The sequence below is a fragment of the Tenacibaculum sp. XPcli2-G genome (assembly GCF_024124505.1).
GTDB lineage: Bacteria > Bacteroidota > Bacteroidia > Flavobacteriales > Flavobacteriaceae > Polaribacter > Polaribacter mesophilus.
Genome location: NZ_JAMXSH010000005.1, coordinates 117,218 through 136,504, shown reverse-complemented (window position 1 = coordinate 136,504; position 19,287 = coordinate 117,218). Strand labels below are relative to the sequence as shown.

6 protein-coding genes are annotated in these 19,287 nt (G+C 34.9%); 2 read left to right on the top strand and 4 right to left on the bottom strand.

Translation table 11 applies throughout. The features are described 5' to 3' along the window. From NH341_RS13545 to NH341_RS13535, 3 genes are all read right to left on the bottom strand, one after another. Positions 1–10,964, bottom strand: a 10,964-nt coding sequence (locus tag NH341_RS13545; RefSeq protein ID WP_253057228.1) for a hypothetical protein, incomplete at its 3' end; no start/stop codon positions are given. A gap of 43 nt (positions 10,965–11,007) precedes the next feature. Beyond that, positions 11,008–12,846, bottom strand: coding sequence for a PorP/SprF family type IX secretion system membrane protein (locus NH341_RS13540; RefSeq protein WP_053056712.1), 1,839 nt, complete (start codon positions 12,844–12,846; stop codon positions 11,008–11,010). A gap of 10 nt (positions 12,847–12,856) precedes the next feature. Beyond that, positions 12,857–15,037, bottom strand: a complete 2,181-nt coding sequence (locus tag NH341_RS13535) for a gliding motility-associated C-terminal domain-containing protein (RefSeq protein WP_253057226.1) — start codon at positions 15,035–15,037, stop codon at positions 12,857–12,859. A gap of 258 nt (positions 15,038–15,295) precedes the next feature. On the opposite strand from NH341_RS13535, the gene cmk reads away from it, so the two are divergent. Beyond that, positions 15,296–15,985: a (d)CMP kinase gene (cmk, locus tag NH341_RS13530; RefSeq protein ID WP_253057225.1), complete on the top strand. Its 690-nt coding sequence runs from the start codon at positions 15,296–15,298 to the stop codon at positions 15,983–15,985. Between the two features lie 90 nt (positions 15,986–16,075). Then, a complete protein-coding gene (locus NH341_RS13525) occupies positions 16,076–17,563 on the top strand; it encodes an NAD(P)H-hydrate dehydratase (RefSeq protein WP_253057224.1) in 1,488 nt (495 codons plus the stop codon). Here the strand turns inward: NH341_RS13525 and NH341_RS13520 are convergent. Continuing rightward, a complete protein-coding gene (locus NH341_RS13520) occupies positions 17,560–19,221 on the bottom strand; it encodes a sodium:solute symporter (protein ID WP_253057222.1) in 1,662 nt (553 codons plus the stop codon). The two genes, NH341_RS13525 and NH341_RS13520, sit on opposite strands and share 4 nt — an antisense overlap. Positions 19,222–19,287 lie beyond the last annotated feature (66 nt).

Sequence of the window (19,287 nt, the reverse complement as noted above, 5' to 3'; positions counted from 1 at the left end):
GGAGCTATACTATACGTTAATGGTAAAATACCATTATCTACAGCTGTTAAAGTAATTCTACCAGAATCATCTCCTGAACATAAACTAGCCTCGGCTAATGCTGTGAAACTAGGAGTTTCAGCATCTTGAATAGTTACAGTTTGTGTACCTGTAGTACATCCTGTATTTATATCTGTAACTGATACTGTATATGTTCCTGGTGCCAAACTAATAATTGCTGTAGTGTTACCTGCTGGGATAGCTACTGGAGCCCCTCCATCAACCGAATAAGTATAGTTTGCTGTGAAAGTTGCTGTATTGTGTGAACCGCTATTAATTGTAAGAGTAGCTTCTCCATTTAAAACACACTCTGCATTTTTTGTAGGTACCACATCAAATGTAACATTCTCGTGTACTATTACTGTTGTTGGTACACTTTCACAACCTGTAGCGTCTCTTACTACAATACCATAACTACCTGGGGTTACATTATTTTGTGTAAAAGTTGTGTTAATTGTTTCTGTACTAAAGGTAGCTCCCCCATTTAATGAATATTGGTAAGGTGCTACACCAGTAGTAACTGTTGCTGTAATCGTTTTATTTGTAGGACAACTATCCGCTACTGCTGTAACTGTTGGTAATTGTGCTACGTTTAAAGTTACTGTGCCTAAATTAGCGGTACATGCTCCTGTTCCATTACTATCTTCAACTTCTACCGTTACATCTACAGATGTTATATTTGTAGGTGCTGTTACTGTAATTTCATTACCTGTTACTGTTGCCATTGCCGTCGCTTCAGATAAGGTTACATTGTAAGTATAAGGTGCAAATCCTCCTAAAACATTTTCTACTCTTATCTTCCCTGGAACGTTACATGTAATATCATTTAATTTATTCAAATTACCTGTTATAGGCTGACCTTCTTTAATAGTTACATCTAAACTACCAAATTCACAAACAGGTGGTCCTCCCGTTGTATTGCTAAGTATAATATAATATACTCCTGAAGGTAACCCAGTTGCCACAATAGGGGCAAAACCTGTTTGTGGAACATTCGTATATGCAGGTAAAGCTGTACCTGCGTTAGTTACTGGGTCTCTTTCATACAACGTCCAAGTAAAATTATTGTTTAAATCTGTACTTGTATTATCTATTTCAAATGTAATTTGCCCATTAGAACTACCACTACATTGATTATTGTTTACTGTAGGTGTAATTGGCACAGAAGGGGTAAAAGTAGCATAAACATCTTCATTGTTCTGCTTAATACAGTCATCTGTTGTATCAAGAGGAGTACCATTTAAATCTTTTACATAAAACACATACGTTAACCCAGGAGTTAAATTTTTAAATGTATACGTTCTATCTTGATCAGGTACTGGTGCTGGTGCTGGAGGTGCTGGACTATCAATGTCTGGATCAACCCAACCAGAAGGAGTTCCTATTGCAAACTGGAAAGGACCAGCTCCTAAAAAAGCTTCAACAGTTACACTAAACCCTTCATTACAGCTAGTAGGATTTGCAACTGGGTTTACGATTAAACCTTCAACTGGATAAGGAACTTCATATCTTCCAAAATTAAAAATACATCTTGTAGTAACACCATCTGCTTCTACAATCCTTATCGCTGGGTAAACTATTGTCCCTGAATCTATTCCTGTAAATGTAGGAGAAGATTGCCATGTTGCTCCGTCATCTTTACTAAACTCAACACTATAAGGTGTTGGTACTGTAGGGTAATTAGTAAACTCAAAACCAAACAGGTTTTCATTTCCTAAAAAAGGTGTGCCGCACACAGGTAAAATTGAACTTAAATCGGCTGTTAAAGGTGGTAATTCTTCTAATGTAAAATCAAAAGTGTCCTCACACCCTAAAGCATCTGTAATTTTAATTTCATAAGTATCTACAGCTAAGTTATTGAAACTAAAATTAGTACCTATGAAGTTGTCTAATCTATCTATTTCGGTATTTGAACTATCTTCAATGGTAATAGTATAAGGTCCTTGACCTCTATTTACTATTATTTCACCATCTACACTACCTCTATCTCCATTACATGTAGGGTTATTAGGTGTTGCTGTGATATCTACAGGCATAATATATGCTATTACAACATCTTCGATAACATAAGAACATGTTGAACTATCTCTTACATATACATCATAAGTGTTAGGTGCTAAATTAGTTATAGGGTTCGTGTTTGAAAAACCTGTTGTAGGTACTGGGTCTCCAGCTGTTACTACAGCATATTCGTAAGTTCCTATTCCTGTACCTCCTGTAGCACTAATTGCTATTGATCCAGGTGTACAACTAGCGTTTGTGGGTGTTGCTGTTGCTTGTAACTGCGGATTAATAGTTATACTTTTAGTAGTAATACAACCCCTACCATCTTTTACATTAACTGTATAAGTATTTGGCGTCAGTCCTGTAAAAGTATATTCATCTGGTGTGGCTACATCTGGATTTTGCCATGGATTTCCATTAATGTTGTATTGATAATCTCCATTACCAACGGTGTTGCTCACTAAGATACTTCCACTTGTTCCATCAAAACATGTTGTTGCTATATCAAAATCTACTGTTTGCGATGGGTTTATCATTACTGTTACTGGTGATGAATCACAACCCAAACGATCTGTAGCTACTACTGTATACGTTCCTGCTGCTACATCTGTAAACTCTGTCGTAGTTGTTCCTAATGATGTTCCTCCATTATCAAATAACTCATAACTAAATGGTGCGCCATTTCCTCCGCTTCCGTTTGGTGTAATAGTAGCTCCTGTTGCTGGTACACAAGTAACTTCTTTTGTTACTGGTGCTACTACTGTTACTACACTTGGATCTGTTAAGGTTGCACTTACTGTTTGCTCACATGCTGCAATTCCTCCTACTGGACGAACTTCAATTGTATGTGTTCCTGATGTAAAGTTTGGTATAACAAATGGATTATTTCCTGAAGTACTTACCCAACCTGCTCCTATATTATATTCAAACTCAGTTGGTGTTGATGATGGAAAACTTGCTTCTACTTCTATACTTCCATTATTGTACCCTAAACATGTAGGATTTGTCGTGTTTATAACTGCTGCTGTAAATTCTTGATCTGCTGCTACTGTTACCAATACATCTTCTGTACAATTACTTCCATAATCTACAGTTACGGTATGAGCTCCAGCTGCTACATTATTAAAAATATTAGCATTTGCTCCTGTTTGTGCTGCAGCTCCATCTAAAGAATAAGTATAACTAGCATCAAATGGTGTTATGGTGATATTTCCTGTACCATCACAGTTATATACTACAGTACTTGCAAATGGTGGTACTGCTGGTAAATCTGCTATCGTTAAGGTGTCTAAAATTCTTTCACAGCCATTTGAATCTTCTACTTTTGTCTCATAATCTCCTGCTGGTAAATTAGATACTGTTGTTCCTGCTATTTGTGTATAAGCTCCTCCTCCTACTAATCTATAATAATAAATATAAGGTGCTGTTCCACCTGTTGGTGCTGTAAAACTTATCGTTCCTAAAATAGTGCCTGTAGGGCTACACATTAAGTCTGTTTTACTTGCTGAGCCTCCTGCTAATGCTGTTGGAACATTAATCGTTTCTGTTGATGTGGCTACTGGTGGACAACCGTTTGCATCACTTACTGTAATTTGATAAGTACCATCTCCTAATCCTGTAAAGCTGTAATTAACATCTGCTGATGGTCCTTGTACAAATGGACCTCCTGGTCCTGTAACTGTTACGGTATATGGTGAGGTTCCACTTCCTACAGTTACATTGATTGTTCCCGTATCTGTACTACAATTTGGTTGTGTTGATGTACTGCTTACGGTTGGTGCTGCTATTTGATTCACTGTTACTGTATCTGAATATTCACAGTAATTTGTTCCTCCATTTTTATCTCTTACATACACCGTATAAGTTCCTGCTGGTACTGCAATTGGACTAGAAGTGTACGAGGTTTGCACCCCTCCTGTTTCTACTATAAATTCATAATTACCGTCTCCTCCGTTTGGAGTAATTACTATTTGACCATCGTTACATGTTGCACTTACTGTTGTTATTGTTGCTGTTAACTGTGGTAAAATAGTTGCATCTTTTGCTGGAATTGTACAGCCTAATCCGTCTCTTACTTCAATACTGTAAGTACCATCTGTTAACCCTGTAAAAGTAAACTCATCTGGTGTAGCTACATTTGGGTTTTGCCAAATTCCTCCATCAATCCTAAATTGGTAATCATTATTACCCGATGTAACTTCTACACGAATCTCACCATTCCCACTTCCATCATAACATAATGTAGGTGTTAAATCAAAATCTACTGTTTGCGATGGGTTTATCATTACTGTTACTGGTGATGAATCACAACCCAAACGATCTGTAGCTACTACTGTATACGTTCCTGCTGCTACATCTGTAAACTCTGTCGTAGTTGTTCCTAATGATGTTCCTCCATTATCAAATAACTCATAACTAAATGGTGCGCCATTTCCTCCGCTTCCGTTTGGTGTAATAGTAGCTCCTGTTGCTGGTACACAAGTAACTTCTTTTGTTACTGGTGCTACTACTGTTACTACACTTGGATCTGTTAAGGTTGCACTTACTGTTTGCTCACATGCTGCAATTCCTCCTACTGGACGAACTTCAATTGTATGTGTTCCTGATGTAAAGTTTGGTATAACAAATGGATTATTTCCTGAAGTACTTACCCAACCTGCTCCTATATTATATTCAAACTCAGTTGGTGTTGATGATGGAAAACTTGCTTCTACTTCTATACTTCCATTATTGTACCCTAAACATGTAGGATTTGTCGTGTTTATAACTGCTGCTGTAAATTCTTGATCTGCTGCTACTGTTACCAATACATCTTCTGTACAATTACTTCCATAATCTACAGTTACGGTATGAGCTCCAGCTGCTACATTATTAAAAATATTAGCATTTGCTCCTGTTTGTGCTGCAGCTCCATCTAAAGAATAAGTATAACTAGCATCAAATGGTGTTATGGTGATATTTCCTGTACCATCACAGTTATATACTACAGTACTTGCAAATGGTGGTACTGCTGGTAAATCTGCTATCGTTAAGGTGTCTAAAATTCTTTCACAGCCATTTGAATCTTCTACTTTTGTCTCATAATCTCCTGCTGGTAAATTAGATACTGTTGTTCCTGCTATTTGTGTATAAGCTCCTCCTCCTACTAATCTATAATAATAAATATAAGGTGCTGTTCCACCTGTTGGTGCTGTAAAACTTATCGTTCCTAAAATAGTGCCTGTAGGGCTACACATTAAGTCTGTTTTACTTGCTGAGCCTCCTGCTAATGCTGTTGGAACATTAATCGTTTCTGTTGATGTGGCTACTGGTGGACAACCGTTTGCATCACTTACTGTAATTTGATAAGTACCATCTCCTAATCCTGTAAAGCTGTAATTAACATCTGCTGATGGTCCTTGTACAAATGGACCTCCTGGTCCTGTAACTGTTACGGTATATGGTGAGGTTCCACTTCCTACAGTTACATTGATTGTTCCCGTATCTGTACTACAATTTGGTTGTGTTGATGTACTGCTTACGGTTGGTGCTGCTATTTGATTCACTGTTACTGTATCTGAATATTCACAGTAATTTGTTCCTCCATTTTTATCTCTTACATACACCGTATAAGTTCCTGCTGGTACTGCAATTGGACTAGAAGTGTACGAGGTTTGCACCCCTCCTGTTTCTACTATAAATTCATAATTACCGTCTCCTCCGTTTGGAGTAATTACTATTTGACCATCGTTACATGTTGCACTTACTGTTGTTATTGTTGCTGTTAACTGTGGTAAAATAGTTGCATCTTTTGCTGGAATTGTACAGCCTAATCCGTCTCTTACTTCAATACTGTAAGTACCATCTGTTAACCCTGTAAAAGTAAACTCATCTGGTGTAGCTACATTTGGGTTTTGCCAAATTCCTCCATCAATCCTAAATTGGTAATCATTATTACCCGATGTAACTTCTACACGAATCTCACCATTCCCACTTCCATCATAACATAATGTAGGTGTTAAATCAAAATCTACTGTATTTGGTTCTATAACAGGTACACTTACAGGTACACAAGTTGTACTCGCAATATTAATTTGTACGTCGTCTATAAAATTCCCTACAGTGTTATTTCCTCCAGCTGTTGATAATGCATCAAAAGCAATTATTGTGGTTGATTGCCCTACTGGAACGGTATAACTTCCTGTATAAACTTTCCAAGCGGTGTTATTTGTTTCCATAGTTTCAACAACTCCGGCTGTGGCTAAATCACCTCCTATTTTCACTGTTGCTCTATCTAAACCACTTCTTCCTCTATGCGCTACAGACCAAGTAATTATATCTCCTGGTTGAGTACAGTATTCTTGATATAATGATGATACTCTGTTAGCATTTAGTTCTGCAAAAGAGTTTCCTTCATAAGCGGTAACACCATTAAATCCATTATGCCAAAGCTCTATTTGATTATCAGACGCAGTAGAATCCCAACCTGGTATATCATCTTCATTATAAAATCTGAATCTTGTTGTTGTTTCTGCTGGTCTTTCAAAGCTTCCATTTTGGAATAGTTTAGCTGTACAACCACATTCGTTACAATTTCTACTATCTCTAACCATTACAACATAGTCCGTAGCTCTTGGTGGCACGTTATTAAATACATTGCTACTATGCCAACTAGCACCTCCATCAATACTATATTCGTATGGAGGGATTCCTCCTGTAGCAGTAGCAGTAATAGTTCCTGTTGCAATATTACAAGTTACTTCTTGAGTTACCGATGCTGCTAAGGTTAATTCTTCTGGTTGCCCTATTGTAACATTACCTAAATCAATTACACAACTTGCCACTCCTCCATCAGCTTCCCTTATAAACACATTATATGTTCCCGCTGCTAAACCTACAACTCTATAAGGGTTATCGGCTGTCATTGACCAAGTTGCTCCACCATCTGTCGAATACTCAAAACTTCCTCCTATAACGTTATTTGCTAATATTGTGATTGACCCATTATCTGAACCATAACACTCACTATCTGTAGAGCCTACAATACTTCCTGAAAATTCATTTCCTGCATTTACCCTAACTCTAATGTCTTCTACACAACTACCTCCATAAGTTACTTCAGCGGTATATCCTCCTACCGGTACATTATTAAATACACCCGTAGTATTTGAGTTTCCGTTTAAAGTATAAGTATATGTTCCTGCAGGAGTAGCTGTTATTGTTACGTTTCCTGTACCATCACAATTATATACCACAGAACTTGTTACATTTGGTGCTGATGGTAAACCATTTATAGTTACATTATTTAAATCTATTATACATCCACTTGCGTCTATTGCTCTTGTGTTGTATGTTCCTGCAGGGAGCCCTGTTACTGGATTATTTGCTGCTAATGTATAAGTTGCAGCTGAATTTAACTTATAATAATATGTATAATTAGGAGTACCTCCTGTTGGTGCTGTATAGGTTATAGTACCAAAGGTAGTTCCTCCAGAGGTATTACATTCTAAATCAGTTTTTGTAGCACTTCCTCCATTAAGTGATGCTGGCTCATTTATTACTACATTAGGAATTTCATATAAACACTGATAAGAATTTTTTGATGCCCTTATATAAATGGTATAAGTTCCATCATCTAAACTATCAAAAGCACCTGTAGTGTTCCATGTAGCATTATCAATGCTATATTCTACTGCATATCCTAAATTATCTCCATTAACACTAACATTAATAGTTCCATCTGTTAAACCATTACAAGTTACATCTGTTTCTGAATGAGTAAAAGCTAATTCTGGCTCTACAGTAATTTCTACCGGGTCTGAAATTGTATAACAGTTATTATCATCAATAACAATAAATCGATATATTCCTTCACTACCAACAGGCACATTGTAGGTGTATGGGTTTGTTGCTGGTGTTAAAAACGCAGTATTAGGAATGTCTGATGGGTTTGTATATAAATCTGTTCCCTGACTCGTCCATACAGCAAAATTATAATTATTACCTGACGATGTGTCTAATGTTCCTCCACTTGCAGTTAACTGAATAATTCCGTCTGAACTTCCTGATTCGCAAGTTATATCTTTAGTTTTTAATGCTGTAAGTAATAACTCATCTGGTTCATTAATAACAATCGTTTCTGTAGCGGTACACTGAGGTGTTGTAACTCTCACTGTGTAAGCCCCACCATCTGTAACATTAAAAGTAAAATCGTTATTAGCAGTTGGACCTTCTATTCCTACTACACTTCCACCTTGTAATAATTCATATGTATAATCTCCAGGAACATTATTTACTTGAACTCTTATTTGTGCTGAATCATTAAAACACTGCATAGGTGTTGTAATGACGTCCATATCTATGTCATTTTCCTGAATATTAATAGGAGGAAAAGTATATGTACATGAAGCAGCAGACGCACTACTTACACGAATTGAAAGGTTATAGTTTCCTGCAGCTGTTAAATTTGAAAAAACATTACTATTTTGAAAAGGAGCATTATAACCTCCTGGACCTGTTAAACTGTATTGATAACCTGCTGGTATATTGTTTACAGTAATAGACCCATTGTTACCACATAAAATATCCTGTGTAATAAAGGTAGGATTTAAAGTTGCTTTGTACACATTGAAGTAGTAACTTTTAGGGCATCTTCCATCATATAAAACATCTAAACGATATTCTCCAGCATCTGCAAAGTTTCTAGAAAATTCTCCGCTTCCTACCTCATTCCATGTACAGCCTGTATTTATATTAGGACATCCTGATTCTGTTACATCGGTACAAGAAGATTCATCCAATTTAAACCATTGTACTGTTGTAGCTGAAGAGGTATCAAATGGTAAATTAATAGTTCTAGAACCACTATCACCACATAAGTAAACTTCAGCTAACTCTTCTCCATTACTTGCACAAGTTAATACTTGGTCTGCAAATGGTTGTAATGGATTTGGTTCTGAATTATATCCTACAACATGTATGGTTTCTTCAGCATTTATACATCCTGATGCTGCTGAGGCTATCTTATTAACTGTGTAAGTTCCTTCATTAGTTACATCAAAAGATGGTACTGTAGTAGTTCCTAATAAAGTACCTGAGGCATCTCTCCATTCGTATGATTCAAATCCTGCTCCAGCAGTTAATGTTATACTAGAACCACACATTACTTGTGTCGTTTCAAAAGAACATCCACTTGTATCAACTAAAAAGTTTGAAGTACCAACTATACCAAAATTACAATCATCTAATCCCGAAAAACTAGGCTCATTATTAATAACTACTCCTCCTCTAACTCCTTCGTATCTGGCAAAAGCTTGATTTCTAACTTCATTAGAACACACATCTCTTAATTGACTACAGTCTGTTACTACTTGAACGTGCATACGAATATTATAAAGGGCACCTCCCTCTAAAACCATATTATCTGGTACTGAAATCTCTAATTCAGCTCTATTATCATTAGCTGCGCTTGGTGGATCGTATGCTGTTATAGATACTCCTGGAGGTAAATCTATATCAAAACGTGTTCCATCTGGAGCCACAGAGCCATTTGGTGCTGTAGTTGTTAATAAATCTACATTTTTTGGTAATCTATCTGTAATTATTGTATTTCTTGCATGATCTGTTCCTACATTTTGAAAGCTTATGTTATAAAATAATTCATTTCCTAAACCTACAGGTGTGCCTTGTATATCATTTCCACTAGCATCTTCAATTGTTTTAATTAATTGTACTTTTGGTTCTATGATTTCAACAGCTAAGGCATTTAAAAAAGGCCAGTACACATCTCCCCCAGTTGTGAATTGTACATCTATTGAACTCTGATTATTTTCAATAACACTATTCCCTCCGTTGTTTAACTCATACAAATCTACATCAAACCCTAAAGTGTTTTCTCCATCAGGCACTCTTGACGTTACGAAGTTATTGTAACGAGTCATACTCCCATTGAAAAAGTTATTAGTTAAATTATTACTTCCAGTTGTTTGGCTAATGAAATTTCCAAATCTATCACGTATTCTAAATCTATCTCCCGGAATGCTTCTATCTCCTTCTAACGTTGCTGCTAATAAATTAACTCTAACTGGACCTAAAGGGATTGTTGAAAAACCAGAATACGTTAAGTCTACATCATTTCTACCATCAACTTCAGCATAACCATCAAAAACAGATATATTTTTACTAGATTCTAAATCATTTTCGTAAATAATTACCATTGTCCATCCTGCTGCTCCTCCGACTCCCCCTTGTCGTCCTCTAATAGCTCTGATGTTACCAGCCATATACCTTCCGTTATGTCCATTAGGGGTTGCTACAGTAACTAAACCTTGTACAAGACTTGTAATATCTTTGTAGTTAATGTATGTAGAGTTATCATCAAAAATAGTTTCGTCAGCTGTTATATCTTGATATCCTTGACCTGGTAACTGAAACTTAATATTATTAGGATTATGTTGCCTACTGTATGGACTAGTGTACCAATTTTCATAAGGATAAATACCTGCCCAATATAATCCTGCATAAACAACTCTTGAACAATTAGGTAAATTTAATTGATCTGAACTTGAAGAGACTGTTGATGGATCTCCATCTATGTCAATGTACTGCATATTTACTTGACCATTTGCCTCATATCCATCATATGGTCTATTTGCATTATAATTGGGCCACCCAACATACTTACTCAATATGTTATTTCCTATAAAAGTAATGTCTCCTTTTACATTAATACCTCCACTTGTTCCATCTGGCTTAACAACTCTCTGATTAAATCCAGCAGCTCTACTAGAAGGCTTAGCTATTTTAGCTTTGAATGCTTGGTATGAATCTGCCTCACTTTTAGAATGCTCTATGGGAACTGAAGATTCACTCTTATTGTTTTCTTGTGAAAAACCAACAAGTGCATATAATACAATTATTAGTAGGGTAATTATTCTCTTCATAATATCAATTGGGGAAATTAATTAATCAAGTTCTTTTTTTATATTATTTAATTTGAATGATTGCTTTACGATCATAAAAAGCACCATTTAAATTTGTATTGTACATTTTAATCGCTTCCGATCTATCTGTTGTTTTAAATATATATATATGCATGTAGCCTGTTTTTGGATCTACAAAATAATCTGCATCTATGTCATCGTTTCTTAATTCATCTACATTTCTATCAGCTAATGCTTTCTGAGAATTTACGTATACTCGTAAATAATATCCGGGCTCAACTCCTTCGGCCTGCATTGGATAAACCCTCGCTGGTGGTTGAGTTTTTGGCTCTTCATAACTACTAAGCTCTCCTCCTAAGGTAATTTTAACTACGTACACAGGGTCTTTAGTAGTCTTATTAACCTTTATTGTAGAATTATCTTTTTTCTCATCATTCTTTTCAAATAAACGTGTTTTATCATTAAAATCGTCTACCTTTTCTTCTGCCTCCTCTTCTTTAGCAAACCTATCTATGTATACATAGTATAATTTTTTATTAGGTTCAAATACATACTTAGCTTCAATATCTAATCGGGCCCATTTATCTATCAAAGCTTCTGCATTTTCTTTACTTCTAAATTGGTCCGAAACCACATAATACATAGTTCCTCCTCCACCAGAGCGAGTTACAGTACTCTTACGCCATGGTTTATTTGATCTTCTTCTTAATGTGGTATCTTTTGTTTGAGCACTATCTTTAATAATTACTGTATTAGTATTGGTAATTACTTTAGGAGCCGGTTGATTTTTCAGTATTCGTAATACTTCATCTATCTTTTTATTTAGTATATCAATAGAATCCTGTGCTTGTTGAATCTCGTCAGATAAATCGTTATGTTCTGGGTTTTTATATTCTATTTCTTTTTTAGGTGTTCTTTCTGGAAGGTTAACTTTAATATTTCCTGTTCTCCTCTTAGGTCGTTCTCTTGTAAACCTTTTTTTACCAAAATTATAAATAAGTCCAACTTCATTTGTTGCTGCAAAACTACTTTTTTCGTAACTAAATCCTATCGCTAAATTTTCTGAAAGGTTTATTCCAACACCAGCTGAAATTCCATATGTTTTGTCATAACCAGCTTTAACCCAACCTGCTTTAGGTAAATCTACTATAGCGCTCCCTCCAAAACCAAAGTCATCATTCCCTGGTTTTCTAGCGGTTGCTAGGAATCTTACATCAGCTCCTTCAAAAAGCCCTGATGCGTAAGTAAATTCATGAGAGTACATTAGATGTCCCGAAAATGTTTTTTCTCCAAAAGAAGTTGCCATCTCACTTTTTTTAAGATTAAAGTCTACTAAATTCTCGAAAAAGACACCAACATCAAACTTTCCAATAGACAACGTTACTGCTGGTTGAAAATTAACCACAGGATCATCTTGATAATTACTTAAAAAAGTATCGTCATCATCAGTTACTAGAACCTTCCCCCAGTTTAAACTTCTTCTACTATATAAAAAATTAAATCCAAAAGTTAAATCCATCGTTTCATTTAACTGTAAACGATGTGCATAATTTGCTATAGCTCCAAAATCTTTTACCGACCCTACATCTTGTTGATATACAGCCACTCCTGCTCCAACATTTTCTCTCATTTTCCCTGAATACGTAAGCACATATAAACGGGGATTATCCTCAAAATCTATGTTACTGTTTCTTACTATAGCTGAAAGAGATGTTTTGTTTTCTCGTAATGCAGAAAATGTTGGCACGGTTAAAAAGCGATTAAACTTCATAAAGTTACGAGAACTGAAACTATTATATTGCTGTTCATTACCAGAAGTTTGCGCTTGTATAACAAACACATTTAATATCAATATAATAAGTAAGGTAATTTTTCTAATCATTCTAACCTTTTTAGTGTAAAACAGATATCGTTCCAGCTTTAATCAATTTGTCTTCTCTTATTATTTTATAATAAAAAACTTTTTGATTTCCTAAATCTTCTGTTGGCCAATCATTTTTGTACTCAGTTGTTTTTAAAATCTCTTTACCATTAGCATTATACAACATTACAGTTACTAGTGGCTGAAACGCATATTTGTTTGATATCTTCCATGTGTCATTTTTACCGTCTCCATTAGGAGTTAAGGTGTTGGGTACTATAATTTGATCATCTGGCTCTACAACTTCTACCGTTCTTGTTACCGAACAGGCCCCTACTTTTACTAATACGGTGTAAAAACCTAGCTCTGTTACTTCTAACTGTTCTGTTGTTGATAATGTGGTTCCTGATATACTCTCTCCTTGATACCACTCATATGACTCTCCCCCTGCTGCTGTTATAGTAGCTGAACTTCCTTCCTCCATTACCACAATCTCAGAAGGAGTAATGGTTACCGCAGAATCATCAAACATCACTACGTTTATAGGCTCTAGTTCATTATCACAACCAAAACCTGAATATTTCAACACATATTCTCCAACTTCAGTTACTATTAAGTTTTCAGGGTTAGCAGGGGTAACATCATCCGTACCATCTTTAATCCATTGATACGTATAACCTGCTACTACATTATTTATTGTATAAGTTATAGAAGACCCAGCACAAAGTGAGTTTGAAGTTGATGTGCTTCTTATTTCGGGTACTTCAGCCAACTTAACATCTAATTCATTAGACACCCCCTCTACACCATTAAAACTTACTTTTAATGTATATGTCCCATTATCTAAATACGAATTAACTTCGTATTCGCTTACTGTTCCTCCTGTTGATACATTATTTTTATACCATTCAAAACTTAGTAAAGCTATTTGATCTGATGTTAGATCATACATATCTCCATTTTCTGCCTCTGCCTTCACCCCTACTATACTTAACTCTGTACTTCTAGTATTACATTCCTCATAGCTCGTTTCCACTCTAATGGTTGGCTCAAATGACGTTACATTTAACAATGTAAACTTTTCAGAATCAACTATATCATCACAAGCTGAACCTGTACTCTTTGTTACTCTTGCATAATATACCCCTGCTGTAGCTGCATCTATGCATAACTGATTCCTAACAGCAGTTCCCATAGTTACATCATCTCTATACCATTCTATAGTAACTTCTGAGGGGTCAGCATCATGTGTAATACACAATTCTTTTTTTTCACCAAATAAAATAATTCTTTCTAAGGCTCCAACATTCGTTACTGTAAAACCTGCTGTAGTTTGTTGTTGTAACACTACATCGTTTGACTTGGTAGTACAGGTTCCTGTATCAATTACCAAATGATACGTTCCAAACTGCCCTGTTGTTGGTGTTGTATAGGTTGAAGAATTAGATGATTGTACTAATTTATTGTCTAAGTACCAATTATAGGTTAAACCTGAACGATTTGTGTTAGCTTCAAAAGTATGTGACTCATCTCCACATATTTCTACGGTTGAAGCCCCTTTAATTTGTTTGGCTGTATTATCTAAGATAATTACATTAGATATTGTAGACTCTCTAAACCCACAAACTCCATAATCAATTTTCACTTCATACTTTCCAGGTAAAGTGACCTCTAGTTTAGGTTCCGTTGTAGTGGTAAATAATACATCATCTTTGTACCATTCGTAATTACCATTCTGATTAGTATTTAATATGAGTTCTGCTGATCCACTATCACAAAGTACAACATCATCATAATTATTTAAAACTAAAGTATCTGTTGAAAATTTATATGCTGCAAACGAATCTGAATCTGGACTGGTCATTACTGGTGAACTAGCAACCAAACGTATCTTGTAATTAGTTCCGTAAGTATTATCAGGCAATTGAAAAGTTCTAGAAAAAGTATATGAAGAATTTTCAGTAGTTACTGTACCTACATTGATCGGACTTCCCCAATTTCCATCTGCATCAGATAATTCTATCGTAAATACATTATTAGAGTTAAAATCTGAACCCGAGTATTTAAAAATCACATTAAAATCTGTAGCTGCACCATTACAAGCATTAGAAAACTGAATCTCAGGCTTAAGCAGCGTCTGAGATACAGCACTTGTTGCACAAAACAGAAGTGTCGCTAAAAGTAATAAAATGCTTTTAGTGTAATTTTTCATCTAAGGGATCCTTTAAGGGGTGTCAAATTTATAGTTTTTCTTAACAAAAACGGTATTAAAATTAACAAAATTTAACGCCGAAATATATAAAATCTATGTGTAACCCACAACTAAAGTTTAAAAACACAAAAAAACAACCAATAAAACACTACAATACAATACTTTAAAAAAAAATCAACAATCTTAAACTTAACCACAAAAAAGCAACCTCGTAATATTAAAAATCCACCGTATATTTGCTATCTATTTTTTTGAATCATGACAAAGAAAATCACCATAGCCATTGACGGTTTTTCATCTACAGGAAAAAGTACTATTGCTAAACAATTAGCTAAAGAGCTTAGTTATATTTATGTTGATACTGGCGCTATGTATAGAGCTGTTACTTTATATGCCATGCAACATGATTATATTTCTGAAAATCATTTTAACTCAGAAGATTTAGTTGCTGATTTACCTAATATTTCTTTGTCTTTTACATTTAATGAAAAACTTGGTTTTGCTGAAATGTTTTTAAACGGAACTAATGTTGAAAAAGAAATTAGAAGTATTGAGGTTTCTAAATTAGTAAGTAAAGTTGCTGAAGTTTCTGAAATTAGAAAAAAGTTAGTTCGTGAGCAACAAGAAATGGGTAAAAACAAAGGTATTGTTATGGATGGTCGTGATATTGGAACTGTAGTTTTCCCTAATGCTGAACTAAAATTATTTATGACTGCTTCTGCCGACAAACGTGCTACTCGCCGTTATAAAGAATTAATAGATCGTGGTGACAAAGTTAAGTACGAAGAAATTTTACAAAACGTACAAGAACGTGACAGAATAGATTCTACCCGAGAAGACTCTCCTTTGGTCATGGCTGACGATGCTATTGAGTTTGATAATTCTGACATGGGACTTAAAGAACAATTTGAACGTATTATGAGTTTAGTTAATGCTAGAATTCAATAAAAACTTCATATACTATTAATTATAATAAGCCCACAAAGAATTTTGTGGGTTTATTTTTGCTTTTTTTATGTAAAGTTGTAAATTTCTATCATGGAAAATCTTCAAAAAATAATCAACGTTACACAAATACGAAAAGCTGACGAACATACTATTAGTAAAAAAGGAATTACTTCTTTTGCTCTGATGGGACAAGCATCTTTAGCCTTTGTAAAAGCTATTGAACCTTTACTAAACCGTTCTCTAAAAATTGCTATTGTTAGTGGGGTTGGTAATAATGGTGGTGACGGATTTGCTATTGCTAGAATTTTAAAAAGCAAGAAATATACTGTACAACCTTTTTTAGTTCAGTTTAAAGATGTACTTAGCTCAGATTGTGATATTAATTTTCAAAAACTTGATGATACTATCACTATAAAATCAACCAGTACAATTCCTGATTTTTCTGAATATGATGTTATTATTGACGCTATTTTTGGTTTTGGGCTTTCCAAGCCTGTTACTGGTTTTATAAAGCATGTTATTGAAAACATTAATAATGCTAAAAAAACCATATACGCTGTTGATCTTCCTTCTGGTTTATATTGCGATAAGCTTCCTGATTCTGAAACTGTTGTACATGCAGATATAGCAGTGAGCTTTCAAAGACCAAAACTTTCATTCTTTTTTCCTGAAAATGGAAACCATGTAAAAAATTGGAAAACAGTTGATATTGGTTTAGATGAAAATTTTATTCAACAGCAGAAAAGCAACTATTTTATTTTAAATGAAAAGATTACTGAAATTTTAACACCCCGATTACGTCAATCACACAAAGGAAGTTACGGACACGCTTTATTAATTGCAGGTTCTTACGGAAAAATGGGAGCTGCAGTACTTTCTTCAAAAGCTTGCTTACGAAGTGGTGTAGGTCTGCTAACTAGTTACGTACCAAAATGCGGGTATCAAATTATGCAATCTTCCATTCCAGAAGCAATATGCCTAACCGACGAGAATGAAGAATTCGTGACCCAACTCCCAGAAATTTTCAAATACGACATTCTCGCGATAGGCCCAGGATTGGATGTTAACGAAAAAACAACACAACTTGTAAAAAAATTAGTGTCGGAAAGTAGTAACCCGTTAGTTATTGATGCCGATGCTATTAATATTATTGCTCAAAACGAAGAATTAAAATCGTTACTTCCTAAAAACTCTATCTTAACTCCACATATTAAAGAGTTTGATAGATTGGTAGGAAAGTCTAACACATCAACTGAACGTTTTCAAAAGCAACTTGAGTTTTCTGCAAAACATCAATGTGTTGTAGTTTTAAAAAATGCATATACTACTATTTCTTCTCCTGAAGGGAATTTGTATTTCAATACTTCTGGAAACCAAGGAATGGCAACTGGTGGTAGCGGTGATGTACTCACAGGAATTATCACAGGCTTATTAGCACAAAACTATACTCCTCTACATGCCGCTTTATTAGGTGTATTTTTCCACGGAAAAGCAGGTGACGATGCCGCTTGCAAAAAAGGATACAACGCCCTAATTGCTTCTGATATTATTGATGCTTTACGAATAGAAAAAAGTTAGTTTTCTTTAGACGTTGATTGAATTAGTATTGCTAATAGCATTACTAAACCGCACCCTAAAGCATTCAACCACAAATACGGTAGCCAATCGATGTACCAAACTGCGATAATAATTAATTGCGTGATTATCGCTGCAATAAATACTGCATTTCCTTTGACAAACTTTATAAAAAAGGCTAATAAGAATATTCCCAACACATTTCCATAAAAAATAGAACCAATAATATTTACAAGCTGAATTAAATTATCAAATAAATCTGCTATACAGGCGACTAAAATTGCCAAAATCCCCCAACCTAGGGTAAACCATTTTGACATTTTTACATAATGCTCTTCGCTATATTCTATTTTCGTATTTCGTTTGTATAAATCAATAGCTGTAGTACCTCCTAAGGCGTTTAATTCAGATGCTGTAGAAGACATTGCTGCAGATAAAATTACCGCTAACAACAAACCTATTAATCCTTTGGGTAAATTATTCAGAATAAAATGAATAAACACATAATCTTTATCATTTGTTTCTACTAACGGATCTACTTTTGAAATAATATTTTTCGCTTCTTCCTTTAGTACCTTATCTTGTTCATTAAACTCTTGAATCTGTGCTATATTCTCAGGAGTCAACCCTTCAAAAATCAGCGCTTTTTTTCTTCCTTCAATAAAACGATGTTGCTCTTCTAATTTTACATATTGTTCTATTGTTTCAAGGTTGGAATTTGCTATTGCTTCTCCTGATTTTGGATTGAAATTTAACGGTGACGGATTAAACTGATAAAATACAAATACCATCACTCCTACTAACAAAATAAAAAATTGCATAGGTACTTTTAACAGTCCGTTAAAAATCAACCCTAATTGACTCTCTCTTAATGATTTTCCTGACAAGTAGCGTTGGACTTGGCTTTGGTCTGTTCCAAAATACGATAACATTAAAAATGTTCCTCCTAAAATACCTGTCCAAACCGTATAACGGTTATTTAAATCCCAAGAAAAATCAAGCACTTTCATTTTATCGGAAGCTCCTGCTATTTCTAATGCCTTAGTAAATGTTATATCATCTGGTAAATACTGTAGTATCAAATAAAATGCTACAAACATTCCTGCGAAAATCACTGCCATTTGTTGTTTTTGTGTAACACTTACCGCCTTTGTTCCTCCTGAAACGGTATAAATAATTACCAAAACCCCAATGATGATATTTAAAGTAATTAAATCCCAACCCAAAACAGCAGACAAAATAATAGCTGGCGCAAAAATGGTGATTCCTGCTGCTAATCCGCGTTGAATTAAAAATAGAATTGCAGTTAAGGTTCGAGTTTTTTGATCAAACCTTCCTTCTAAATATTCGTAGGCTGTATAAACTTTTAATCGGTGGTAAATAGGAATAAACACCAAACAGATAATTATCATGGCCATTGGTAACCCGAAGTAAAACTGCACAAATCCCATTCCACTATGAAATGCTTGTCCTGGGGTTGATAAGAAAGTTATCGCACTGGCTTGTGTTGCCATAACTGACAAACCAATCGTCCACCATTTACTTTCGTTTCCTCCTTTTATGTAATCTTCTACATTTTTACTTCCTCTGGTTTTCCAAGCTCCATATAAAACAATAAACAATAAGGTTACCGAAAGAACAATCCAATCTATTAGCTGCATGGTTTATTTTGTATATATGTTAGTGATTATGTAAAACAACACGATGTATACTAAATTAGCCACTAA